Source organism: Pedobacter gandavensis (assembly GCF_032678465.1).
Taxonomy (GTDB): domain Bacteria; phylum Bacteroidota; class Bacteroidia; order Sphingobacteriales; family Sphingobacteriaceae; genus Pedobacter; species Pedobacter gandavensis_B.
On record NZ_JAVTSK010000015.1, the window covers coordinates 1 to 25,338 of the forward strand.

Sequence of the window (25,338 nt, forward strand, 5' to 3'; positions counted from 1 at the left end):
CCAGACTAAATGGAAAGAGCCCGGTGGAATACCGAGCTCTCGTCCAAAAAACTTAATTTTGTTAATCCGTCCAACTTTTTGGGGTCACTTCATATCAGGCTGCCCTCTTTTAATATCAATAAAGATCTACTAGTGACCTTGATGACCATCTGCACCATGTGCGTGGCCATGGCTTAATTCTTCTTCAGTTGCTTCGCGAACAGAAAGGATTTTACCAGCAAAAATAAGGTTTTTACCAGCCATTGGGTGATTTAAATCTACAGAAACAGCAGTTTCGTGGATTGCAGTAACACCCGCTCTAAAATGGTTACCTTGGTTATCTTGCAAAGGAATTACATCACCTACAGCAGGTAATCCAGCTTCTTTGAACATATCGATAGGCAAATCAGCAAAAGCTCCCGGATCTAAGTCACCGTAACCATCAGCTGCAGATAGCTCAAAGCTATATTCATCACCAACATTTAATCCAGCCAAATGCTCTTCGAACTTTGGCAACATCATTCCTGTTCCATAAAGGAAAACAAGCGCATTTTGCTCATCTGCTTTCTCTACAAAAACTTGTTGTCCTTCTTCATTAGTCGTATGCAATTCGTACGTTAATGATACTACTGTATTGGGTTTAATACTCATTATGATGTTATTTTAGTTATCAATTTCAATGCTTCATCAGCCATTTTACTGGCAACTGGCAAAATTATTTTGGCAAATATAGATTTTTGTTTCAATGCTTTCCTTATCTTTTAACAAAGGTGGTACTGAATTTGTTCCTCAGAACCGAAAAAACCTGATTCCCAATTCGTTTAAGCAATTTATTTCCTCATAGCGTTAGGTCATCCAAAATTCATTACCATCAAAAAAGAACCGCCCTCCTATTTATTATGCTTTGCTGATGACAGATACCGCATCGATGAGCTTATCTTTAACCACAAAATAAAAAATAAAGCAGAAAATGATCAGATTAAATAAAGACACCCCCTCAGAAGTGCTTCAGGAGATAAAAAAAGGAGATTTAGTAACCGATACATTTAGCAAAACCGGCCTGGTTGAAGAAATTGAAACTTCTGATGATGGCTTATACCGCACTTATACCTTTCATTTGGTGACTGGCAGAACCATCACGATAAAAAAATAAATCGGTATTTTTACGCAAAGCATTAGCCCATGAAGATCAAACAGATAGAGATTTATCGCTTTAGCATTCCTATAGTTCCCTTTGTGATCGCAACAGGTACCATGGATTTTGCCCAAAATGTATTGATCAGGATACATACTGATACTGGAATTCATGGTGTTGGAGAATGTTCCGCTTTTCCAATGATTGTTGGCGAAAGTCAGGAAACCTGTCTGGCGATGGCAAAAGTTTTCGCCAAAATTCTCATCGGGAAAGATCCTTTGGACATTCCGGAAAGAATGAACGACTTAATGGGCTATGCAAACAATGCAACCATCAAAAGTGCCTTTGACATGGCCTTGTTTGACATTTCCGCAAAACGGGCACAACAGCCCTTGTATCAATTTCTTGGCGGGCAAAAGAGAATAGTAGAAACCGATATGACCATTGGTATTGATCGTCCGGAAACGATGGCAAAAGCCGCGATAAAATACCAGCAGCAAGGCTGCAACATCTTAAAAGTCAAATTAGGTAAAAATATCAAAGAAGATATAGAGCGCATTAAGCAGATCCGGGCAGCGGTAGGGGATAAAATGAAAATTCGACTGGATGCCAATCAGGGCTGGAATTTTGACGATGCATTATTTGGTTTAGGAAAACTTGCCGAATACGACATTGAATTCTGTGAACAGCCAATGCGAACCTGGTACGATGATTATTTACCGGAATTGAACCTCAATTCTCCGGTTAAAATCATGGCTGATGAGAGTTGTTATCACCACCATGATGCACGTAAACTCATCAACAGCAAATCCTGCGAATACCTGAACATCAAATTCGCCAAATCCGGAGGCATTCTGGAAGCACAAAAGATCCATGAAATTGCGCTTCAAACTGGCACAAAATGTATGATTGGCGGCATGTTAGAAAGCAGAATTGCCAGCACGGCAAACCTTCATTTTGCTTTAGCTTGTCCAAATATAGTCTTTTTTGACCTGGACACCTGCTTACTCGGACACCTGATTGACCCGGTAATTGGAGGATTGACTTATGATGGTTATTTCCTTGAAATTCCCGACAGTCCGGGTATTGGTGCTGATGCAGATCCGGGATTTTTAAAAAGCTGTGAATGTTTTCTTGTTTAGTACGGTTGAAGTATACAACTTACAATTAAGCCAATAGCAATTACAATTACCCGATTCCGCAGCTATTCTTGTTCAAAGCAAAGGAGAATCAGCAATTCACCTATATCCAGCTCTTGATTTTTTTAATCCATTTCATTAATTTGGTAAACTTAGTTTACAAACACCACCACATTAATGATAGACTACCATAAACAAGCTGTTTTATTTCAACAGTTATATGTGCTTAAAAAATTAACAGACGATTGGGGCGAAAAAAACATTTGCCCCCTTCAGGAACCACATTTCAATATGGCTTTTATGCCTTTTTTCATGGCCGTTGGCCTGGCAGGAAAATCCAGCAGCGCCATTGCAGCAACACTTAAGGTCAGCAGACAGGCGGCGGGTAAGATCATGAAAGAGCTGGAACAGAGTGGGCTGATAAAAGTAGAGAAAAGTACCACCGACGCCAGGGCGAATCTCCTTCAGCTGACGGAACAAGGTCGTGCTTTCTACTTACAGGTAGCCGAACAGGCCAGTCTACTCACTAGTAAATACGAAAAACTAATTGGAAAGAAACAATTGGAAATGATGACAGAGACCATGGAAAAAATGATTCATTTTCATGAAAAACTTCATCAGTGTCACCGGATGGGCGTACACATCGATAAATAGCCGATATTAGTAACTGAGGATTTTAGGAATCCTCAGTCGCTCAAAAGCGACACTATCTCCATTAAAGGCATTAAAATCCACAACATGATTGATCCCATTGATCCTGGCTTTATCAGAATGTTGCCAGAAAAACCAATTGGTATCTCCGCTCACTTTCAACTTTGCCTGATGGTAATGAGCAATCCACAAAGGATATTCATCGAAATGACCTTTCAAATAATCTCTATAAAAAGTAAGTCCCGAATAAATAATCGGTTTCACCTTCGTTTTCTTTTCTACATAATGGATAAAATCCTGAAGCTCTTTACGCATACTGGCCGGATCAACCCCATTCAATTGTTCAATATCTACCACAGGAGGCAAATCTCCTTCTTCAAACTTCACAGTTTGCAAAAAGAACTTAGCTTGCCATTCGCCTGACTTCTGAGGTCTAAAAAAATGATAAGCACCACAAACAATCCCGGCCTTAGCCGCTTCTCTCCAATTGCGTTGAAAATATGGATCTACGCTTAAAATCCCTTCTGTAGCCTTAATAAAAGCAAACTTCACATTCACCTCATCCTCTTTCATCGCTTTTACCCTACGCCAATCAATTTTTCCCTGATAGTACGAAACATCAATGCCATGAATGGAATGCATTTTAGGAATGCGAATATCAAAACTGCTATAGGTACGGTAATTTGGATCTTGGCCCCAGTCTTTTATCCATCGCCAGGTAGAGCTGAAGCCCTTAATGATGTAACCATAATAAAATGGGGACAGCAGGATCAACATTAAGCCCACAATCGCAAACTTCCACTCCATTGCCATTGGTTTTTTCTTCTTTACCACTTTCCGTTTCAAGCCAGGCTTTGCTGCTGCCTTTTTTCTAGGCGTAGCCGGCTTTCTTGCAACAGGTGTTTTCTTAAGTAAGGGAGAATCTGGTGGTACTAATGGCATGGGGTAAAAATACAAAAGGGCAGCCGATTTGGACTGCCCTTTTTTGATTATCTATTTATTCAATTTAGAATCAATCGATTATTTGCTCAATTCTGCAAAATATTTGTGGAATAATGGCAAAGTCTCAATTCCTTTATAATAGTTAAAGATGTCATACTTCTCATTTGGAGAGTGTAAAGCATCACTATCTAATCCGAAACCAAACAATACCGATTTAATGCCTAAAGCACTTTCAAACAAGGCAACGATTGGAATACTGCCACCACCTCTTGTAGGGATAGGTTTTTTACCAAATGAATCCAGGATAGCCTGCTCTGCAGCACGGTAAGCTACACTATCTGTTGGTGTCACTACCGGTTCACCACCATGATGCGCCGTCACTTTTACCTTCACATAGTCAGGAGCAATACTTTCGAAATGCTTTGCGAAGATTTCAGAGATCTCTTCAGAAGTTTGATTTGGCACCAAACGCATAGAAATTTTAGCATTTGCTTTAGAAGGCAAAACAGTTTTAGCACCTTCTCCGATATAACCACTCCAGATACCGTTCACCTCTAAAGTTGGTCTTGTTCCAGTACGCTCTAAAGTAGAATAACCTTTCTCTCCCCATTCCGCATTGATATCCAGGTCTTTTTTATACTCGTCCAGGTCAAATGGCGCTGAATTTAAAGCCTTTTTCTCAGCATCAGACAATTCAACTACTTTATCATAAAAAGCAGGAATAGTGATGTGGTTGTTCTCATCATGTAGAGAAGCAATTAACTTACATAGAATTGTTGCCGGATTGGCTACAGCCCCACCATATACACCAGAGTGTAAATCACGGTTCGGACCTACTACCTCTACTTCCATATACGCCAAACCACGAAGTCCGGTTTCAATAGAAGGGTTTTCCATGCTAATCATAGAAGTATCAGAAATCAATACAACGTCCGCTTTTAAACGATCTGTATTTGCTTTCACAAATACACCAAGATTTGCAGAGCCTACTTCTTCTTCTCCTTCGATCATGAATTTCACGTTGCAAGCCAGCGTGTTGGTTTTCATCATCAACTCAAAAGCTTTCACATGCATGTAGAATTGACCTTTATCATCACAAGCACCACGCGCATAGATTTTACCATCACGTACAGTTGGCTCAAAAGGAGGTGTTTCCCATAACTCCAAAGGATCGGCAGGCTGTACATCATAATGACCGTAAATCAGAACGGTAGGTAATGCTGCATCAATAATTTTCTCACCGTACACAATCGGATAGCCAGCTGTTTCACAAATTTCCACATTATCCGCACCCGCTTCTTTCAGTTTCTGAGCTACGAAATCAGCTGTTTTCAATACATCACCTTTATATTTAGGATCTGCACTTACTGAAGGAAAACGCAATAGCTCAAACAACTCCTCTAAAAAACGTTGTTTGTTCTCTTCTACATATTTTTTAATCTCTTGCATAACAAATGGTTATTTCAAAATTTAGTTTAAAGACCTATAGTTCGTTTTTGATCAGGGAATGAAGATCTTATCAGAAGATTGAAGCGTATCCTCCCAACAATTCCCTACCATAAAACGCCATTAATTTGAGCCGATAAAACTAGATAAATTTATTCTGAAAAGCGCATAAAAAAAGTAGAAAGAGCGCATCAAAAAAGCCGTATCAATTTGATGATACGGCTTCCTTAACAATATGAATTTTATTATAAACTCTTTTGGAGGCTTTCCAGATCTGCAACCAACTGGTCTCTTAATGCCAGAAAATCATAATTTACAAAATCACAGGAATATTTTCTAAAGGCCATTTTATAACCAATCGTAAATTCTCCCATTTCATAAGTACTGTCTTTAATTGCAGTATCCAGCTCTCCGTCATTTTCTGAAAGACGCAACCCTTCTATCAGCTCATTGAAGATATATTTCTTATCTTCTCTATGCGCATCAGTACTATATATAAAAGTGAATAAAGCTTCAGAATAATCTTTAATAGATTCCATCACATTGATATGATCAGAAATCGCTTTTTTCAATCCTTTATTAATTTTCTCTTTTATTACTGCTTCTGAACCGGCTACTGCTGCAGCCTCTTCCTGCATCAATTCCGACTTATATTCCTTTAGCGAATCAATCCCTAAAAAAGTCATTTTAACGCCACCGTCCACACTATCAATAAAAGCAGGCGCTACGATCTTTCCCTCAAAATCAGCCAAATGAACACCTATAACATCTACTTCAATTTCTAACTTCATAAAATATTTTTTATAAAAATATGAAAATAAACACAAATCCCCCGGGGACCGGGCATAAGAATAATTTATTAACTTCGTCTTGAAAGCTATTTTACCTACAAAATGCAAGATTTTACAAACGAAAACTTAGACTTAAGTTTGCTGCCAACATATGAAACTGTTGCCCTTCATCAGCTCAACAAAAAATACTGGAAAGTGATCCTGTTGAACATTGCAGTATTTATGTTTTTTTTGGGGATGGCCATTTACCTGCTGTGCTACCTACTAAAATTAACCTTCGCCGAAAGCTATCTTCTTATTGGAGGATATGTAATGATAGGAATTTTACTGGTTACGATTTACAAAGTCAGCATGAAGAAAAGAGGTTTTGCCATCAGGGAAAAAGACCTGATTTATAAAAGCGGTATCATTTCTATTTCCACCTCAATTGTTCCCTTCAACAGGATTCAGCACATCACGCTCAATGAAGGAGTGTTTTCAAGATTGTTTCATTTGGCTGCTTTACATATTTTCACTGCTGGGGGACTCTCAGGAAACATTGTTATCCCCGGATTGGATATCGAACTGGCCCATACCATAAAGCAGGAACTCAGCAGACAACTCAACCAGCAAGCGCATCATGAATCATCAAGGGACACCGATGGAAAGTAATTTCTCCGCGCCAAGAAGACAATCCGCAGTGGGTGTCATCATCATCTTCTTCAACCATTTGCAACAGAGTATCCGCGTATTGATATTTCCCATTTTATTACTTTTTATACGAACGAAAAGTAGTGGTAAAGAATACTTCCTCTTAGGATTTCTGATTTTCCTGCTGGTTTTAGCCCTCTATGCTTACCTCAGCTACCTTAAATTCAGTTTCTTCCTGGATGAAGAAAAACAGGAATTCATCATCAGAAAAGGTGTTTTAAACCGGGAAAATCTACTTATCAGACTGGATAAAATTCAACAGGTAAACATCAATCAATCTCTGGTTCAAAGAATTTTTGGCGTATATAGTCTTGAAATTGACACGGCTGGCAGCGATAAAAAAGAAGGCAGTATCAGAGCGATTGATCAGGAAATAGCCACCATTCTGCGGGAAAAACTACTCAGCAAAACAAATAATCCGGCAAGCCATACAATAACATCCTCAGCTGATATCCATACGAAAGAACTGCCTGTTCAGCATCCTCTCCCTCTCCTCAAATTGAGTAACCAGACCCTATTGAAAATAGGTTTAACCTCTAATTACGGGGCAAGTATCGCCTTGCTGACCGGTTTTGTCTTCGCGATTATTGAAGCCACAAAAAACTACACTGAAGCCTTCAACCTGGAGGAAAACCCGCTTCAACAGCTCCATACTGAAGGCCTTGAGTTCCTCTCTATTTGTATACTCCTGATATTCGCCTTACTGATTATTTTGGGCACCAACCTGATCCGAACTTTCCTGAAATATTTCGATTTTGAAGTAAAACAGGAAAACACCTTTCTTTCCATCAATTCCGGTCTCTTTGAAAAAAAACATACCCTACTCAAACCTGCAAGGGTGCAGATCAGTAGTTTCAGTCAGAATTATTTTCAAAAGAAACTCAACCTGTTCAATCTAAGGTTCAAACAAGCCGCTTTTGGTACTACAGAAGAAGCCAACACGGACCATAAAAAACATGACATTGAAATCCCCGGTTCAGATGAAAATGAAAAGAATGAATTGCTTAAAATGATCTACCATCGTTTGCCTTTAAAAGGCAGCGCTTTTCTGCCCAATTACAGGTTTTTATTCCTTACTGTCATGTTAAAGATCCTGATTCCTGTACTTGTTTTTTCAGATCTAACCTCCCTCCATCCCCCATTACATCAATATTTGTGGTGGATCATCCCTTATTCCATTTTAGTGGGCATTGCCTTATATTTTGAATATGCCCATCATCGAGTTTATGTTTCCGAAGCATTCATCATTAAAAAAAGTGGCATCTGGGATATTGAATACCAAATCATGGAAGCTCATAACATCCAAAAGATTACCACCAGGCAATATTTTTGGCATAAAAGCGCCGATATTGGTCATTTGATCCTGCATACCGCTGCCGGAACTATTCATTTTAAGTATGGAAAGTATGCCGATATTCATCGTATGGTAAACTATTGGTTATATAAAGTAGAGTCGGGCAAAAAAGATTGGATGTAACTCCAATAAAAGACATAGTTTTCTTATTTTTGTCCGAATGTAGTCGGGCCTACCTTAAGGTCTACCGATACCAATACATGGTTTAAACAATACCTTTAAAAGCAGAACAGGATAGCATTTTGGATTATTTAGCAGGATTAAACCCCCAACAACGCGCAGCAGTAGAAAACACCCAGGGACCAGCAATGATTGTCGCAGGTGCGGGCTCCGGAAAAACACGTGTCATCACTTATAAAGTAGCCCACCTGATTGAAAAAGGAGTAGATCCATTCAATATTCTGGTGCTTACTTTTACCAATAAAGCATCAAAAGATATGCGTGAGCGAATCATGAAAGTGATTGGCCCGGAAGCAAAAAATATCTGGATGGGTACTTTTCACTCTGTATTTGCAAAAATATTAAGAGTAGAAGCAGAAAAAATCGGCTATCCTTCCAGTTTTACCATTTATGATACAGACGACAGTAAAAGTCTGATCAGAGCGATCTTACGCGAGATGCAACTGGACGACAAACTTTACAATGCAAACTTCGTTTACAATAGAATTTCTTCTGCAAAAAACAACCTGGTTTCTCATATAGAGTATCAGGAAAATGCAGAAATTCAGGCTGAAGACATCAGTAATAAACGCCCCCTGATCGGTGCGATCTATGAAACTTATACCAAACGCTGCTTCAAATCAGGAGCAATGGATTTTGACGATTTGTTGTTTAAAACCAATGTATTGCTAAAAAACCATCCCGATGTATTGAATAAATACCAGCAGAAATTTAAATACCTGATGGTAGATGAGTACCAGGATACCAACTTTTCCCAGTACACCATCGTGAAAAAACTTGCCGCCGCCTACCAGAACATCTGTGTGGTGGGTGATGATGCTCAAAGTATCTATGCCTTCAGGGGGGCAAACATTCAGAACATCCTGAATTTTGAACGCGATTACCCGGACTTGAAAGTTTATAAATTAGAGCAAAATTACCGTTCTACTCAAAATATTGTAGAAGTTGCCAATAGCATCATCGCCAACAATAAAAACCAATTAGAAAAGAATGTCTTCTCTGATAATGAGTCTGGCGACAGGATCAGGGTTCAGCGTGCATTTACAGACAATGAGGAAGGTAAAATTGTTGCAGAATCCATCATTCAGGAACGCAGTTCCAAAGGTTATAACTATAATGATTTTGCCATTTTATACCGTACCAATGCCCAGTCCAGGGCAATGGAGGAAGGTTTAAGAAAACTCAACATCCCATATAAAATCTACGGTGGACTCTCTTTCTATCAACGTAAAGAGGTAAAGGATTTAATTGCCTATTTCCGCCTGACCTTCAATCCTAGTGATGAAGAAGCCATCAAAAGGGTGATCAACTACCCAAAAAGAGGGCTTGGAGATACTACGGTAGAAAAGCTATTGGTTGCTGCAGATGAGCACAACACCACCATGTGGGAAGTGGTTTGTAATCCACAACAATATATTAGCGGAAGAATTGCCAATCAACTGAATGATTTTGCAATGATGATCAAGAGTTTCACGGTGGAAGCTAAGAAACTGGATGCTTATGAAGCTGCATTATACATTGCACAACACTCCGGAATCCTAAAAGAATTACATTCAGACATGTCCGATGAAGGGCGTGGACGACATGAAAACATACAGGAGTTATTAAATGGTATTAAGGAATTTGGAGAACGCGAAGATATAGAAGACCGTAGTCTGGAAGTATTTATGCAGGATATCGCCTTGCTGACCAACGATGATAAATCGAATGATAAAAATGTAGATACCGTTTCCTTAATGACGATTCACTCTTCTAAAGGTCTGGAGTTTAAAAATGTATTTGTAGTGGGTCTGGAAGAAAACCTATTCCCTTCTCAAATGTCATTGAATTCAAGATCTGATCTGGAAGAAGAACGCAGGTTATTTTATGTTGCAGTTACCCGTGCCGAAAAGAAACTGACACTTACTTATGCGACTTCGAGATACAGATGGGGTACGCTGACCAATTGTGAACCGAGTCGTTTTATTGAAGAAATCAATCCACGTTACCTGGAAATTGAAATACCAAAAGCGGCTAAAGTGAGTACAGGCGACGACAGCTTCTCTTCAGAGCGCAGAAGCTGGACACAACAAAGAGATACCTTCAGTAAGCCAAAACCTGCGGCTTCTGGTAGTTCTACGGGTACTTCTACTGCAGCCAGACCAAAAACATCCGTATTACCGAAAGCACACGTACCTAGTCCTGGTTTCGCACCCGATGCCGCCAATCTCTTCCAAAATGGAATGGACGTAGAACATGAGAAGTTCGGTTTCGGTAAAATTGTAAGTCTGGAAGGTAGTTTACCTGATGTAAAAGCAACGGTATTTTTTCAAGGTCTGGGTAATAAGCAGTTATTATTAAAATTTGCTAAATTGCGAATTGTTAAATAAACTCTATCTTTACGTCATCCGGATGAATTTTATCATCTGGGATGACTACTAAAGATAAATAAAGATTATACAAAATATGGCTTTATCCCGTTATCACCTGATACGATGGGCCTTTAGCAGATTTAGCCTACTCAAGATGACTTAATACGCCCAATAGGGCCGGCCGGTCCGTAAGAACCGGTCGTACATAAAAATAAAAAGTATAATTATACAGATGAATTTCGATTATAATACCACAAGAAACGAGTTAATCCTCGCCGAATACGGCCGTAATGTACAGAACATGGTGAAGTACATTATTGAATTACCCGACCTTGAAGAACGTAATAAATATGCGCAGGCGGTGATAGATCTTATGGGATTCTTAAACCCGCATTTGCGTGATGTTGCCGACTTTAAACATAAACTATGGGATCATTTACACATCATCTCCGGTTATAAAATCGATGTAGATTCTCCATATCCTAAGCCTACACCAGAAGACGCTTTGGTCAAACCGAAACACATCGGCTACCCGCAGCAAAAAATCACCTATAAGCATTACGGTAAAACTGTAGAAACGATGATCGAAAAAGCCAAAGCGGTTGAAGATCCGGAACGCAGAGCTGCAATGGTACAAGGCATCGCCAATTTCATGAAAATGGCTTATGTGACCTGGAACAAAGACAGTGTAGCTGATGAAACCATTCTGAAAAACTTACGCGAACTATCTGGCGGACAACTGCAATTGGATGAAAATGTAAACCTGGCTAAGGTAGAATTCAAACCGGTAGCAGCAAGGCCAGCGAACAACAATAACCGCGGCAGACAAAATAACAATAACGGTAAAGGCAGACAAAACAACTCTAGTAACAATAACCGCCCACAGCGTAACAACAATAATAATCCAAAACCACGTCACTAGTTCTTACCAATTTACAATACTATACAAGCTTATTACAACATGAATGCATTCGAAATAATTGGTGGACAAAAGTTAAAAGGTGAGATCACACCTCAGGGAGCAAAGAATGAAGCCCTTCAAATTATCTCAGCAGTTTTATTAACTGAAGAAAAAGTAACCATCAGTAATATCCCTGACATCAAAGATGTCAATAAATTAATTGAACTTTTAGGAGACCTTGGCGTTATCGTAGAACGCCTTTCAAAAGACACTTATACTTTTGAAGCAAAAAATATCAACCTGGATTTCTTCCAGTCAGATGTATTTAAATCTAAAGGTGGAAGCTTAAGAGGATCAATTATGATCGTTGGACCGCTATTGGCACGCTTTGGAAAAGCTGCAATTCCTAAACCAGGTGGTGATAAAATCGGTCGCAGAAGACTGGATACGCATTTCCTAGGTTTTGAGAAATTAGGGGCCAAATTCGTATATGACCCGAAAAAAGAATTCTTTAACGTAGATGCAACTGCACTTAAAGGTGCTTATATCCTAATGGATGAAGCTTCTGTAACGGGTACAGCAAATATTGTGATGACTGCTGTAATGGCTAAAGGAATCACCACCATTTACAATGCTGCCTGTGAGCCTTACTTACAGCAACTTTGTAAAATGTTAAACCGTATGGGTGCGAAAATCTCTGGTGTAGGCTCTAACTTATTAACCATTGAAGGGGTAACCAAATTGGGAGGTACAGAACACCGTATGTTACCTGATATGATCGAGATCGGCTCTTTCATTGGCCTTGCGGCGATGACAGAATCAGAAATCACTATCAAAAATGTTTGCTACAATGAACTAGGTATTATTCCTGAAGTTTTCAAGAAACTAGGGATCAAATTTGAGCTAAAAGGTGATGACATTTACATTCCTTCTCAAAAACACTATGTAATTGAATCATTTATTGATGGATCAATGTTAACCATTGCGGATTCTCCATGGCCAGGATTCACTCCTGATTTATTGAGCATCGTATTGGTAGTAGCTACTCAGGCCAAAGGATCTGTATTGATTCACCAGAAAATGTTTGAAAGCCGTTTATTCTTCGTAGATAAACTGATCGACATGGGTGCTCAGATCATCCTTTGTGATCCACATAGAGCAACTGTAAACGGTATCAACAAGCAATACAAATTAAGAGGAATCAGCATGACTTCTCCGGATATCCGTGCAGGAGTATCCTTATTAATTGCTGCTTTATCTGCTGAAGGAAAATCAACAATCTTCAATATTGAGCAGATTGAGCGTGGTTACCAGGATATTGACACACGTTTACGTGCCTTGGGTGCGCAAATTAAACGTGTAGATGCCTCTGCACCAAGTCACTAATCATAAAGGCTCGGCAGGTCATACTGAGCCGGATCTAAAGACATAAAAAAAGCTCCCTGAATATCAGGGAGCTTTTTTTATGTTTAAAGGAATGCTATAATAGACTATTCTTCAGCCTTAAAAGGAAAAGAACATTCGGGTTTTAACTATCCTGAAATTGCATTTATGATGTCATACTGCGTGATAATTTCAATCTTACCATGCTCATCTTCTACCAATACTGCAGAGTTTTCTTTATTGATCAACGCGGAAATTCGATCAATGGAGGTATTCAAATCCACAAAGGGGAAAGTAGTTGACATAATCTCCTTTACCGGAGCAGATTTTAAAGAAGGATGCTCTAAAAGTGCTTTAAGAATATCACTTTCAGCCACCTTCCCTACTACCATTCCTTGTTGAGTAACAGGAATCTGAGAAATATTTAAAGTACTCATGTTATTGATGGCCTCCAGAATGGTTTTCTCACAATCGATCGTCACGATTTCCGTCGACTCTTTCTTCGCAAGAATTGATCTGGCAGTCAGCTTTTCATCCTTAAGGAATCCCCGCTCTCTCAACCAATCCTCATTGTACATTTTGCCCATATAGCGACTTCCATGGTCATGAAAGATCACTACCACCACATCTTCAGGCTTTAATTTATCTTTCAATTGCAGTAATCCCGCTATCGCCGATCCTGCAGAATTCCCAACAAATATTCCTTCTTTTCGGGCAATATCACGGGTCATCAGGGCTGCATCCTTATCCGTCACTTTCTCAAAAAGATCAATGACGTCAAAATCAACGTTCTTTGGTAAGAAGTCTTCTCCAATCCCTTCCGTAATGTAAGGATAGATCTCATTCTTATCTAGAATACCTGTTTCTTTATATTTTTTGAATACAGAGCCATAAGTGTCAATTCCCCATACTTTAATATCAGGATTCTGCTCTTTTAAATACCTTCCTGTACCAGAAATTGTACCGCCTGTACCTACACCCACAACCAAATGCGTGATTTTACCTTCAGTTTGCGCCCAGATTTCAGGCCCTGTCTGTTCGTAATGTGCCTGTGAATTGGCCAGATTATCATATTGATTTGGTTTCCATGAATTTGGAACTTCACGCTCTAAACGAGAAGAAACGGAATAATAAGACCTTGGATCTTCCGGTTCTACGTTTGTCGGACAAACGATTACTTCCGCACCAAAAGCACGTAAGGCATCAACCTTCTCCTTAGATTGCTTATCTGTGGTCGTGAAAATACATTTATAGCCCTTAATAATTGCTGCCATAGCCAGTCCCATTCCGGTATTTCCAGAAGTACCTTCTATGATCGTACCACCCGGCTTAAGCTTACCGCTCTTCTCGGCGTCTTCAATCATTTTAAGTGCCATACGGTCCTTAATTGAATTCCCTGGGTTGGTGGTTTCAATTTTCGCCAATACCGTAGCAGGAATATCCTTTGTAATGTTATTCAATTTTACCAATGGCGTATTGCCAATGGTTTCCAAAATATTATTGTACCACATGGTACAAAAATACAAATTGACGCTTAGAATTTTATTTATAAATCATAATTCACTATTTAATATTGAAAAATAAAAATTTACAGAATAACATTTTAATCTACTAGTCCAATAGACTTCCATACCATCTATTATATAGGTAAAGAAAGAATAACTAACACCGTTGATAGCGCTTACCTGGCAAAGAAATCAGCAGGCCCTCTATTTCCAGGTTCAACAAATGCAATAACAACTGACCTTGGGGGAGATCCAGTTTCAAGGTCAGCTCATCAATATGCAAATCTGAAACCTTGAGTAGTTGGAGTATTTTTAATTCCAGCGGACTCAGTGCTGTCGGCAGCTCTTCTATTGCTTCAACAACTTTTAACAAAGATTCCTCCCAACCTAAAAAATAAGGAAGGTCTTTCGCATGATTGAGTAGTCCGGCCCGATTGGTCTTAATGAGGAAGTTGCAACCTTGAGAATATTGATCCGTAGTTCTTCCCGGGAAAGCATAAACATCCCTGTGGTAGGAATTTGCAATATCTGCTGTAATGAGCGCCCCTCCTTTTGAGGCAGCCTCTACCACAATTGTCACATCAGAAATTCCGGCAATAATGCGATTGCGCTTAGGGAAATTCTCCTTATCAGGATTGGTAAAAGGAGGGAATTCTGTGAGTAAGCCACCATTCAGCAACATTTTCTTTGCAATTTGTGCATGTACCTGCGGATACATCCGGTCCAGCCCATGCGCCAGTACACCTACCGTCGGAATGTTGCGTGCTAAACTTTCCAGGTGTGCATTCACATCAATGCCATAAGCAAGCCCACTTACAATCATTACATCATAAGCTGCCAAGACCTCTGCCAATTGCTTACAGAGCAGCTTACCATAGCTGGTAGCCATGCGGGTTCCAACAATACTAATGATGCGTAAGTGATTCAGGTCTACAGTCCCTCTATAGTATAATAAAATGGGAGCATCATCACAATTCTTCAGCCTCTGAGGATAATTATCGTCGGTATAAAACAGTACCTGAACCTGATACTTTTCTATAAATTTCAGGTGTTCTTTAGCCTTCTTTATAGCGTCCTTGCCCAAAATATGTTGTGCAGTAATGGTACCTACACCAGGAACCTGCATCAACTCCTTTTTAGTTGCTTTAAATACTGCTTCAGGCCTGATAAAATGGGTTAATAAATGTTTTGCAGTGATATGCCCTACATTCTGGATCATGGTCAGGGCGATTTTATAAATTAAGCTCATGGGCTAACTTATGTGTTATCTGTTAGATTATCACCATGTTTTTAAAATTTTGGTTCTTAAAATATCACAGATTGTGGTGTTTAAATCACTGAACATACTTCCATTTTTCCGGAGAAGAACCGTATGTAGCATATAAAAAAAGCTGTAATTCTTCGAATGTCTTCAAAGAATTACAGCTTTTTTCATAGGATCTCTCAAAGAGAGGTACCTTAATTATTGAGGAATATAAACCACAAACTTCGTTTCAAAGAAATCTTCTTTAAAATACGAAGAAAGCGGATAAAGCTCTGCTTTCAATCTGGTTTCCTTAATTTCTTCTGTTAAATCACCACCTTTCAGATAAAGAATCCCATTGGCAATTGCATTTTTAGAATTTTTATTGAACTTATCTTTTACCCATGGATAGAAGTCGATCAGGCGGGTAACCGCTCTTGAAACGACAAAGTCGTATTTATCTTTAACTTCTTCTGCTCTAAGGTGACTTGCTTTCACATTCTTCAAGCCTAAACCTGCCGCCACTTCTGTGACCACTTTGATCTTTTTACCAATGGAATCTACCAGATGAAACTGTGTTTCCGGGAACATAATCGCAAGAGGAATTCCAGGAAAGCCACCGCCAGTTCCTACATCAAGTACCGTTGTTCCCGGCTTAAACGTACAAAACTTAGCAATTCCCAAAGAATGAAGAATATGACGAACGTAAAGTTCTTCAATATCTTTTCTGGAGATCACATTGATCTGGGCATTCCAGAAACTGTATAAATCATACAACTGATCGAATTGAGCAATTTGCTCTTCAGTCAGATCTTTAAAATATTCTTGTATTAGCGTTGATCTTATTTCCACTTTACCTTTTTTACAAATATAGACAGAATGCCATTAAACACGAGGAAAATGAATAAGAGAATGTCCAGAATCGGGAAGCACCATCTTAAATCACTATAATTAAGCCGCTTTAAAATGCGGGGATAGATAAAACAACGGATCAGAATACTCAGTCCTAATACTCCGAGTGCAGGGAATAAAGTGGCCTTAAAGAACAGGAGTGCTGTAAAGAAGGCATAGAACAAAAACTGAAAGATAATCTGACAGGAAAGAATAAACTTATGTTTGCTTTTATAGAATTTTCCGGCACCGAAATGACGTTTCTTTTGTCGGAGGTACCCAGCCCAACTCGTATTAGGTTCAGACCATACCTGTGCATCTTTATTGATTCTGATCTCGGTATTAGCTGCTGTTGCATTCGCATTCACGAAAAGATCATCATCTCCAGAAGGAATATGCATATGTGCCGCAAAGCCTTTATTCTTAAAGAAAAGTGTCTTTTTGTAAGCCATATTCCTACCCACTCCCATATAAGGCATGCCTTTTATAGCATATGAAAGGTAATTTACTGCAGTAAAAAAAGTTTCAAAGCGAATCAATGCATTCAAAATCCCTCTTTTTCTCATGTAAGGAGAGTAGCCCAAAACAATATCTACCTCCGGATTTTCGCTTTGCTGCATGCCCATTAACCAGTTTTCTGAAGCTGGCTCACAATCGGCATCCGTAAAAACCAGCCAATCGTTAGAGGCCGCCTTGATGCCCATAGTCACTGCAAACTTTTTACCCGCAATAAACTTCTCTCCTTCTCCAATCGTCACAATCTTCAAGCGTCTGTATTGTGATGCAAAGCCCTCCAAAAGTTGTCTTGTACCATCCCAGGAGCGATCATTCACCACAATCACCTCGAAATCAGGATAATTTTGTGCCAGTACAGATGGCAGGTAAGCTTTTAGGTTTTCCACTTCATTACGTGCACAGATGACCACGCTTAATGGTTTTTTTGCCGTTTCAGGGATAGGTTCTACCGGATAAAATGCAAGTTTCAGATGAACAAACAGGCTAAAGTATAGTTGTATTAGGAAACAGAAGGTAAATGCGCCCAGAAGGCCAATCTCTAGTAAGGTTAATTCCACGTTATAATTTTGTAGCCTCCAAATTTCAGGTTTTTAATCTGTAAATTCCTTTATGTGGATAAAAATTTAGGGGCATTTATAGCGTTATTTTTGCTACTTTTGGCAGATTTTAGTGGAGCATACAGATATATGAAATTTACCTTACAGGCAAAAGATACACATTCAAAAGCGCGGGCAGGAACAGTAACAACAGATCATGGGGACATACAAACTCCTATTTTCATGCCTGTAGGCACTGCCGGAACAGTTAAAGCTGTTCACCAGAGAGAACTTAAAGAGGATATTGACGCCAAGATTATTCTTGGAAATACCTATCACCTATACCTGAGACCAGGTTTAGACATTATTGAAAGAAGCGGTGGATTGCACAAATTCATTGGCTGGGATCGCCCGATTCTAACGGATAGCGGAGGTTACCAGGTTTATTCTTTGAGTAAAGTAAGAAAAATTAAAGAAGAAGGCGTGACTTTCCGTTCGCATATCGATGGTTCGAAACATTTATTTACACCTGAGTATGCGATGGACATCCAACGCACGATTGGTGCAGATATCATCATGGCATTTGATGAGTGTACGCCATACCCCTGTGACTATAAATATGCGGCGAATTCAATCAACATGACTCACCGCTGGTTAAAACGTTGCTGCAAACGATTTGACTCTACGGAACCTAAGTATGGTTTCAACCAAACTTTATTCCCTATTGTTCAAGGTTCAGTATATAAAGATCTCAGAAAGAAATCTGCAGAATTTATTGCCAGCATGGACCGTGAAGGAAATGCAATTGGAGGTTTATCTGTTGGAGAACCAGCTGAGGAAATGTACGGCATGACTGAAGTGGTATGCGACATCTTACCTTATGAAAAACCACGCTATTTAATGGGCGTAGGTACACCAATCAATATTCTTGAAAACATCGCTTTGGGTGTAGACATGTTTGACTGTGTAATGCCAACCAGAAATGCAAGAAATGGAATGCTGTTCACCAGAAATGGAATCATCAACATTGGCAATAAGAAATGGGCTGACGACTTCTCTCCTATTGATGCAGAAAGTGATTTATATGCAGATCAGGTATACTCTAAAGCCTATTTAAGACACCTGATGCACTCTAAGGAGATGTTAGGCGCACAAATTGCTACCTTACATAACCTACATTTCTACCTTTGGTTAGTGAAAACAGCCAGAGAGAAAATCATCAGTGGCGAGTTTTACGCCTGGAAAAACAAAATGGTGACCATATTAGGTAACAAACTATAAATGGATTTTTTAAGAGGCAGGATTAAAATCATCGACTGGTATATTATCAGTAAGTATCTGGGTACATTCATTTATACCCTCACACTTTTCGTAGTCATTATTGTCATCTTTGACCTTTCAGAGAAACTCGATGACTTCCTCGGTAATAACCTGACCTTTTGGCAAGTGATTTCCCTGTACTACGCAGGATCAATTCCATTTTATGTCAATATGCTTTCTCCACTGATCAACTTTATTGCCGTGATCTTCTTTACCGCAAAAATGGCCGATCAGACGGAAATTGTACCTATTTTAAGTGGAGGAGTAAGTTTTAACCGCTTTCTCCTTCCTTATTTTGTCTCCGCATTCCTGATTTTTGCAGCCAATCTGGCATCTAACCTCTACATTCTTCCTTATACCAATCAGATTAAGAACAACTTCGAAAACAACTACATCAAAAAGAATGATCCGAGTAGTAAATCGGACATCCATATGAAACTAGATGCGAAGACTTACATCTATATGAGGAGTTTTGACAATAAGTCTAAGACAGGTGCACAGTTCTCTTTAGATAATTTTAAAGATGACGTGATGACCAAAAAGATTGTTGCAGAAGAAATCAAATGGGATTCCTTAAAGCGCTCCTGGAAGCTGACTAATTACTCCATCAGAAATATTGATGGCCTCAAGGAAACCATGATCAATGGCGCCAACAAAACCAAAGACACAATACTGGATATGCGTCCTGATGATTTTTCAGCATACGACAATATCTTTGAAAACTTATCGAACAAAGACCTGGCTGAAAAGATTAAAAAGGAAGAAATCAGAGGTTCAGGTATCATGAATGATCTTTTATTTGAACGTTACAAAAGATATTTACAACCTTTATCTGCTTTCGTCCTGACACTCATCGGTGTTGCACTGTCTTCCAGAAAAGTTCGTGGAGGAGTTGGATTGCCACTCGGAATGGGAATTATTCTCAGCTTCTGTTATATTTTACTCAACCAATTTGCTAAAATGTTCTCCCTAAAAGGAGGAATTTCCCCACTTTTTGCAGTATTGGCACCTACTATATTTTTCGGTGTATTAGGTTATTATCTACTCAGAAAAGCACCAAAATAAGTGACCGCATCTGTTCCCAATTCTCCTAAAAGAAATCTGCTGGTATTACATGCAACTGTCTTTATATGGGGCTTTACTGGAATTTTAGGCGCGGTCATCTCTATTAACGCAGTACAACTGGTCTGGTATCGTGTGATGATCGCCAGTCTGACTTTGTTGCTTTATTTTCTATGCACAAAAACTAGTTTGAAGATCAGCAGAAAGCAATTTCTTCAATTCTTTTTTACGGGCAGCATTGTCGCCGTACACTGGATTTTATTTTTCTATGCGATTAAGGTTTCCACAGTCTCCGTTACCTTGGTTTGCCTCTCCTCCTTTACGCTCTTTACTGCGATACTGGAACCACTCATCAAAAAGAAAGCAATTCTTGTTCCCGATGTTCTTATCGGACTCCTCATTATCCTGGGGATTTACATGATATTTAAATTCGAATCTGGTTATACACTTGGAATCATCATGGGCCTCCTATCTGCCCTGGCTTCCAGTTTATTCTCCACGATTAACTCTACACTAGTACAGAAAAGCGATCCTAAAATTATCGGTTTCTACGAAATGACTGGCGCTTTTTTCTGGATCAGCATCTATCGTTTATTCGACCAGTCTTTACTTACTGAACAATTTAACCTCAGTACATCAGACTGGTCCTATCTCCTTTTATTAGGAACAATCTGTACTGCATTGGCTTATGTTGCAGGTGTTTCTGTGATGCGAACTTTATCTGCCTTTCGGGTAGCACTCATCACCAACCTGGAACCAGTATACGGTATCCTCCTCGCTTTCCTTTTCTTTGGTACAAAAGAGACAATGTCACCTGGTTTTTATGCTGGTGCCATCCTGATTATCTCCGCAGTTTTTCTATATCCGATATACCAGAAACGCAGGAAACTGAATTAGTGCAGGGCAAGCATAGCCTGCTGAAAAACAACAGTCCTGATCTCCCAAAAAATACCTATATTTCTGCCGAAACAGCTATAATTTAGATCAGCATGTTTCTTTGAAATCAAAGGTTAACCTCTAAAAAAAAATTGATCAGCTCCTAAAAAACAATTCAGCAAAAAAATGAAGCTATTCCTGAAAAACAAATACCTCATCATCAGCATCTTCACTTCATCACTACTTTGCGTAAACGGAGCCAAAAGCTATGGACAAATATTCAGTACCGAACAAAACCCCTTAAGCGTAAAATGGAGGCAAATTAATGCGACTGGATTCAGGATCATTTATCCTATTGAATTAGAAAAGGAAGCGCAGCGAATGTCGAATACGATCAGCCACATTTATCCTTATGTAGGTGCCAGCCTTGGACAATCGAAAGCCAGAATTCCAATCGTATTTCAAAACCGGGGCGTAATTGCCAATGGCTTTGTACAATTAGCACCAAAAAAGTCCGAATTTTACACCACTCCTCCGCAACAATTTGACAGTCAGGATTGGCTAAATAACCTGGCCGTCCATGAACTTCGTCATGTGGCACAATTCGATAAACTTACAGGTGGAAAAGCCCATCCATTTCCGGAAACGGTCTATTTTGCCTGGTTTGGTCTGAGCATTCCATTATGGTATTTTGAAGGCGATGCGGTAAGTACGGAAACTTCACTCAGTAATGCCGGCCGGGGAAGAATTCCCAGTTGGATTATGCCTTATAGAACCCAATTGTTGGAAGGAAAAAACTACTCCTACACCAAATCTAACTTTGATTCCGAAAAAGACCTTACTCCTGGCTATTATCAACTTGGATATACCCTGGCTTCAGCCATTCGGGAAAAGGCCGGAAAAACTGTCTTTGACAGTGTCCTTACCGACATCAGACATCGTCCTGTTCGCTTATATCCCTTTTCTAAAAGTCTGCGGAAATATAGTGGAAAAGGAACGACGCAATGGTTCCATACCAATACTGAAAAACTGAGGGCAGAATGGACAGGACAGGCCAATAAAACGCCTGCTAAAACCTATTCTTCCTTAAATGAAGTAGCAGACATCGCAACCAGCTACTTTCTGCCTGTAAAAATCAATGACCAGGATATCCTTGCACTAAAACAAAGTAAAGGAGAAAGCCCTCATTTTGTCAGAATCAACAAGGATAAAAAAGAAAAATCGCTACTTCATATTGGAGTTCAGGAACAACCCTGGTTTAGCTATGCCAATGGCTTACTGGTTTGGGACGAAATCAGGTATGACCCAAGATACAAACAACGCAGCTACAGTGTCATCAGCAGTTACCATCTGGAAAGTGGCAAAGTCCATCGACTCAGCTCCAGAAGCAGACTTTTCTCGCCCGCACTTTCCGCCGATGGTAAAAAAATAGTCGCAGTACAATATGATCTGAGCAATAAAGGCAATCTGGTGGAAATAGATGCGGCCACAGGACAGATCCTACACACTTATCCGAATCCGGAAAATCTGATTCTTCAAACCCCTGCATTTAGTCGGGATGGCTCATCTCTGGCTTTTATCACTGTAACTGAGCAAGGAAAGTCACTTTGTGAGATCAACCGCGATGGAAAAACTACTGTATTAATCCCCGCTTCGCAACAGCAACTGAGCAGACCCGTTTATTTTTCCAAAGGAATCGCTTTTAATGCGCATTACAACGGTATTGATAATATATATTACATAGATGAGGCTAAAAAAATCAGTGCCCTGACTAAAGCTAAATATGGTGCTTTTAACCCTACTTTTTCTGTAGATCAACAATCTATACTTTTCAATAACTATGGAATTACCGGATACAATGTTGCTGAAACAACTGTTCAACCGGAATCAATTGGGGAAAATCACTTTGTATTTCTAGGCGCAGCAGCTGCAAAACAAGAAAATACCGGCAGTGTATTTACTGATATTCCTGACAGTACTTATAACTCAAAATCTTACGGTGGAATAAAAGACTTATTTCAATTGCACAGCATCAATCCGGTGATTGAAAATGAATACCGTGCTGGCTTACAAATCAGCTCAGACAACCTCCTGAATACCATGAATGCCTTTGCTGGTGTCAATTATTTCAGAGATCTGGGTCGTTTTGAGTACAATGCCGGTATTACCTACAAGGGCTTTTATCCCGTACTAGGCCTTACTTATCGCAACAGGCCAAGACGCGCTTTTTACAACAGCAATAAGGGTATCCAGCAGGGCGACTGGCGCGAAAACAATGTTAATATTTCAGCCACACTCCCCCTCAGCATTAATGCATTAAACCACAATTACAATTTTTCACTGACCACGGCCAGCAGCTACACCAAAAGGTACAGTCCAGAGAATATGCCGAATAACTACATCAGCACCCTGAGATTTCCAATGGAATATAGCTTCAGCTTTACCCATTCTATCAGGCAATCAGAAAGAGATATCGCCCCTAAATGGGCACAAATACTTCGTTTCAGTTACCTGCATCAGCCATTTGATGCCCAGTTGTCAGGATATCTTTTTGCAGCAGAAAGTTTTCTTTATTTTCCAGGATTTGCGAGAAACCATTCATTTCTGGCCAATTTGAGCTTTCAGCGAACAGCCGGAATCCGAAAATTCGACCAGCAAATCAATACCGTTTATGGCTACAACAACATTGCCGCCAGAAACATACTGAAGAATACCTTATTGCTGAACTACCGTTTTCCTATTGTTTTTCCTGATGCAGAATTGGGCGCATTGGCCTATATTCGAAACCTCCGTGCTGGACTATTTTGTCATTATGAAAACCTTGGGGAAGACACAAATATTGGTCAGCCTAAAACTTTTGGCTTCGAATTGCGTAGTAGTATGAACCTACTCCGCTACCAGCCAGTCGTGGATCTAGGTACCAGAGTGGTTTTTGTGAACAAAATATATCACCAAAATCCTATCTTAGAACTAATTTTAAATTATAGCTTTTAACCCATGCGTGCCAAAACAATTTTTATCATCGTCTTTACCGTTCTCATCACTGTTTTCTTAATGATCAATACCGATCAGGTCAGCTTTGATTTCATTTTTGCAGAAGCACAGGTTTCTAAGCTTTTAGTGATTGGGGTCTGTACTTTCATTGGCTTTATTCTGGGGTATATGGCCGGCCGGCCAAAAGTTACCATCAGTACCTATGATAAAGAAAGTCCCCAGGAAATTCCTGAGGACCGTAAAAAATCTATCAGCGATGAAGATCGCGATTATATTAACTAAGGGCCTGTTTAATATCTGCAAGGATATCATTAATATGCTCCAAACCAATTGATAAACGAACAGATCCCTGTTCAATACCAACCTCCAGCCTTTGCTCTTCCGTTAATTTGGAATGAGTACTGGTTGCAGGATGTGTAGCAATAGATCTGGTATCACCAAGGTTGGCAGAAATCGAGAACATCTTCAGGTTGTCCATAAACTTGCCTGCTGCTGCTGCACCACCTTCAATGACTAAGGTCACGATACCCCCACCCTGTTTCATTTGCTTTTTAGCAATTTCATATTGAGGATGAGATGGTAGGAAAGGATACCTTACCTTTTTAATGCGGGGATGACTTTCCAAAAATTCAGCTACTTTCAATGCATTTTCACAATGTCTGTCCATACGAACCGCCAAAGTCTCTAAACTTTTAGATAATAACCAGGCATTGAAAGGTGACATTGCCGGCCCACTATGTCTCGCAAAAGCTTCAATTTCTCCGATCAGTTCATTTGAACCTAAAATTACACCACCTAATGTACGACCTTGTCCGTCGATAAATTTAGTTGCAGAATGGATAGAAATGTCTGCACCCACTCTAATTGGTTGTTGCAAATATGGGGTAGCAAAACAGTTGTCTACCACCAATAATATCCCATGTTTTTTGGCTAGTTTAGCCAACCATTCCAGATCAATGATATCGATTCCAGGATTTGAAGGCGTTTCTACAAAAATGATTTTTGTATTCTCCTGAATCCCCTGCTCCATTTGCTCCGGTTTATCCAGATCCGCATAGGTATAGCTAATTCCCCATTTTGGGAAAATGTTATTTAACAACTGGTGCGTAGATCCGAAAACAGATCTGCTCGCCAGCACATGATCGCCAGATTTTAAAAGAGCAGCAAAAGTAGTAAAGATAGCCGCCATACCAGTTGCAGTTACCCATCCCGATTCTGCACCTTCCAAAATGGCCATTTTATCAATTAATTCAGAAGTATTCGGATTGGCATAACGACTGTAAACATTGCCTTCCTTTTCATTCGCAAACAAAGCGCGCATTTCTTCTGAATCATCAAACTTATAGCTTGAAGTCAGGTACAAGGGCACTGAATGCTCTTTAAAATGGGTTCTCTCGGCTTGTAGACGTATGGCCAGTGTTTCGAAATTCGCTTCTTGATTCTCTTCTTGCAT

22 protein-coding genes are annotated in these 25,338 nt (G+C 39.6%); 13 read left to right on the forward strand and 9 right to left on the reverse strand.

Translation table 11 applies throughout. The features are described 5' to 3' along the window. Nucleotides 1-129: 129 nt before the first annotated feature. Complete coding sequence (locus R2Q94_RS20845; RefSeq protein ID WP_316823409.1) at nucleotides 130-630, reverse strand: peptidylprolyl isomerase; 501 nt, start codon at nucleotides 628-630, stop codon at nucleotides 130-132. Nucleotides 631-949: 319 nt separating this feature from the next. On the opposite strand from R2Q94_RS20845, the gene R2Q94_RS20850 reads away from it, so the two are divergent. The 3 genes from R2Q94_RS20850 to R2Q94_RS20860 all read left to right on the forward strand — a co-directional run bounded on the left by R2Q94_RS20850 (nucleotide 950) and on the right by R2Q94_RS20860 (nucleotide 2,907). Next, a complete protein-coding gene (locus R2Q94_RS20850) occupies nucleotides 950-1,132 on the forward strand; it encodes a hypothetical protein (RefSeq protein ID WP_316823410.1) in 183 nt (60 codons plus the stop codon). A gap of 29 nt (nucleotides 1,133-1,161) precedes the next feature. After that, nucleotides 1,162-2,256 carry a dipeptide epimerase gene (locus tag R2Q94_RS20855; protein WP_316823411.1) on the forward strand — a complete coding sequence of 365 codons (1,095 nt, stop codon included), beginning with the start codon at nucleotides 1,162-1,164 and terminating at the stop codon, nucleotides 2,254-2,256. Between the two features lie 174 nt (nucleotides 2,257-2,430). Continuing rightward, on the forward strand, nucleotides 2,431-2,907 hold the full coding sequence (locus R2Q94_RS20860) for a MarR family winged helix-turn-helix transcriptional regulator (RefSeq protein ID WP_316823412.1): 477 nt from the start codon (nucleotides 2,431-2,433) through the stop codon (nucleotides 2,905-2,907). Between the two features lie 6 nt (nucleotides 2,908-2,913). On the opposite strand, the gene R2Q94_RS20865 is transcribed toward R2Q94_RS20860, so the two are convergent. The 3 genes from R2Q94_RS20865 to R2Q94_RS20875 all read right to left on the reverse strand — a co-directional run bounded on the left by R2Q94_RS20865 (nucleotide 2,914) and on the right by R2Q94_RS20875 (nucleotide 6,083). Next, on the reverse strand, nucleotides 2,914-3,846 hold the full coding sequence (locus tag R2Q94_RS20865; RefSeq protein WP_316823413.1) for a glycoside hydrolase family 25 protein: 933 nt from the start codon (nucleotides 3,844-3,846) through the stop codon (nucleotides 2,914-2,916). Nucleotides 3,847-3,924: 78 nt separating this feature from the next. Further along, nucleotides 3,925-5,295 (reverse strand): dipeptidase, encoded by a 1,371-nt coding sequence (locus tag R2Q94_RS20870; protein WP_316823414.1) that lies wholly within the window; start codon nucleotides 5,293-5,295, stop codon nucleotides 3,925-3,927. Between the two features lie 242 nt (nucleotides 5,296-5,537). Next, nucleotides 5,538-6,083 carry a hypothetical protein gene (locus tag R2Q94_RS20875; protein ID WP_316823415.1) on the reverse strand — a complete coding sequence of 182 codons (546 nt, stop codon included), beginning with the start codon at nucleotides 6,081-6,083 and terminating at the stop codon, nucleotides 5,538-5,540. Between the two features lie 102 nt (nucleotides 6,084-6,185). On the opposite strand from R2Q94_RS20875, the gene R2Q94_RS20880 reads away from it, so the two are divergent. The 5 genes from R2Q94_RS20880 to murA all read left to right on the forward strand — a co-directional run bounded on the left by R2Q94_RS20880 (nucleotide 6,186) and on the right by murA (nucleotide 12,945). Next, nucleotides 6,186-6,734, forward strand: a complete 549-nt coding sequence (locus R2Q94_RS20880) for a PH domain-containing protein (RefSeq protein WP_316823416.1) — start codon at nucleotides 6,186-6,188, stop codon at nucleotides 6,732-6,734. Further along, on the forward strand, nucleotides 6,703-8,250 hold the full coding sequence (locus tag R2Q94_RS20885) for a PH domain-containing protein (RefSeq protein WP_316823417.1): 1,548 nt from the start codon (nucleotides 6,703-6,705) through the stop codon (nucleotides 8,248-8,250). Before R2Q94_RS20880 ends, R2Q94_RS20885 begins: the two co-directional genes overlap by 32 nt. A 119-nt stretch (nucleotides 8,251-8,369) precedes the next feature. Then, nucleotides 8,370-10,676: an ATP-dependent helicase gene (locus tag R2Q94_RS20890; protein ID WP_316823418.1), complete on the forward strand. Its 2,307-nt coding sequence runs from the start codon at nucleotides 8,370-8,372 to the stop codon at nucleotides 10,674-10,676. A gap of 214 nt (nucleotides 10,677-10,890) precedes the next feature. Beyond that, a complete protein-coding gene (locus R2Q94_RS20895) occupies nucleotides 10,891-11,580 on the forward strand; it encodes a DUF4290 domain-containing protein (RefSeq protein ID WP_316823419.1) in 690 nt (229 codons plus the stop codon). 39 nt (nucleotides 11,581-11,619) lie between these two features. After that, nucleotides 11,620-12,945 carry a UDP-N-acetylglucosamine 1-carboxyvinyltransferase gene (murA, locus tag R2Q94_RS20900; RefSeq protein WP_316823420.1) on the forward strand — a complete coding sequence of 442 codons (1,326 nt, stop codon included), beginning with the start codon at nucleotides 11,620-11,622 and terminating at the stop codon, nucleotides 12,943-12,945. 146 nt (nucleotides 12,946-13,091) lie between these two features. Here the strand turns inward: murA and R2Q94_RS20905 are convergent, their stop codons facing one another. The 4 genes from R2Q94_RS20905 to R2Q94_RS20920 all read right to left on the reverse strand — a co-directional run bounded on the left by R2Q94_RS20905 (nucleotide 13,092) and on the right by R2Q94_RS20920 (nucleotide 17,654). After that, nucleotides 13,092-14,453 (reverse strand): pyridoxal-phosphate dependent enzyme, encoded by a 1,362-nt coding sequence (locus R2Q94_RS20905; protein ID WP_316823421.1) that lies wholly within the window; start codon nucleotides 14,451-14,453, stop codon nucleotides 13,092-13,094. A 151-nt stretch (nucleotides 14,454-14,604) separates the two neighbouring features. Beyond that, nucleotides 14,605-15,696 (reverse strand): DNA-processing protein DprA, encoded by a 1,092-nt coding sequence (dprA, locus tag R2Q94_RS20910; RefSeq protein WP_316823422.1) that lies wholly within the window; start codon nucleotides 15,694-15,696, stop codon nucleotides 14,605-14,607. 213 nt (nucleotides 15,697-15,909) lie between these two features. Next, on the reverse strand, nucleotides 15,910-16,542 hold the full coding sequence (gene rsmG, locus R2Q94_RS20915) for a 16S rRNA (guanine(527)-N(7))-methyltransferase RsmG (RefSeq protein ID WP_316823423.1): 633 nt from the start codon (nucleotides 16,540-16,542) through the stop codon (nucleotides 15,910-15,912). Next, the gene (locus tag R2Q94_RS20920) at nucleotides 16,533-17,654 is read right to left on the reverse strand and encodes a glycosyltransferase (RefSeq protein WP_316823424.1); all 1,122 of its coding nucleotides are present in this window, start codon (nucleotides 17,652-17,654) and stop codon (nucleotides 16,533-16,535) included. The genes rsmG and R2Q94_RS20920 overlap by 10 nt, the downstream gene beginning before the upstream one ends. 129 nt (nucleotides 17,655-17,783) lie before the next feature. Here R2Q94_RS20920 and tgt point away from each other — a divergent pair, with 129 nt between their 5' ends. The 5 genes from tgt to R2Q94_RS20945 all read left to right on the forward strand — a co-directional run bounded on the left by tgt (nucleotide 17,784) and on the right by R2Q94_RS20945 (nucleotide 24,167). Continuing rightward, nucleotides 17,784-18,914 (forward strand): tRNA guanosine(34) transglycosylase Tgt, encoded by a 1,131-nt coding sequence (gene tgt, locus R2Q94_RS20925; protein WP_316823482.1) that lies wholly within the window; start codon nucleotides 17,784-17,786, stop codon nucleotides 18,912-18,914. After that, the gene (locus tag R2Q94_RS20930; protein ID WP_316823425.1) at nucleotides 18,915-20,018 is read left to right on the forward strand and encodes an LptF/LptG family permease; all 1,104 of its coding nucleotides are present in this window, start codon (nucleotides 18,915-18,917) and stop codon (nucleotides 20,016-20,018) included. Then, on the forward strand, nucleotides 20,019-20,912 hold the full coding sequence (locus tag R2Q94_RS20935; protein ID WP_316823426.1) for a DMT family transporter: 894 nt from the start codon (nucleotides 20,019-20,021) through the stop codon (nucleotides 20,910-20,912). A gap of 165 nt (nucleotides 20,913-21,077) precedes the next feature. Continuing rightward, on the forward strand, nucleotides 21,078-23,885 hold the full coding sequence (locus R2Q94_RS20940; RefSeq protein ID WP_316823427.1) for a hypothetical protein: 2,808 nt from the start codon (nucleotides 21,078-21,080) through the stop codon (nucleotides 23,883-23,885). Between the two features lie 3 nt (nucleotides 23,886-23,888). Further along, nucleotides 23,889-24,167 carry a hypothetical protein gene (locus R2Q94_RS20945; RefSeq protein WP_316823428.1) on the forward strand — a complete coding sequence of 93 codons (279 nt, stop codon included), beginning with the start codon at nucleotides 23,889-23,891 and terminating at the stop codon, nucleotides 24,165-24,167. On the opposite strand, the gene R2Q94_RS20950 is transcribed toward R2Q94_RS20945, so the two are convergent. Further along, the gene (locus R2Q94_RS20950) at nucleotides 24,160-25,338 is read right to left on the reverse strand and encodes a trans-sulfuration enzyme family protein (protein WP_316823429.1); all 1,179 of its coding nucleotides are present in this window, start codon (nucleotides 25,336-25,338) and stop codon (nucleotides 24,160-24,162) included. The genes R2Q94_RS20945 and R2Q94_RS20950 overlap by 8 nt on opposite strands.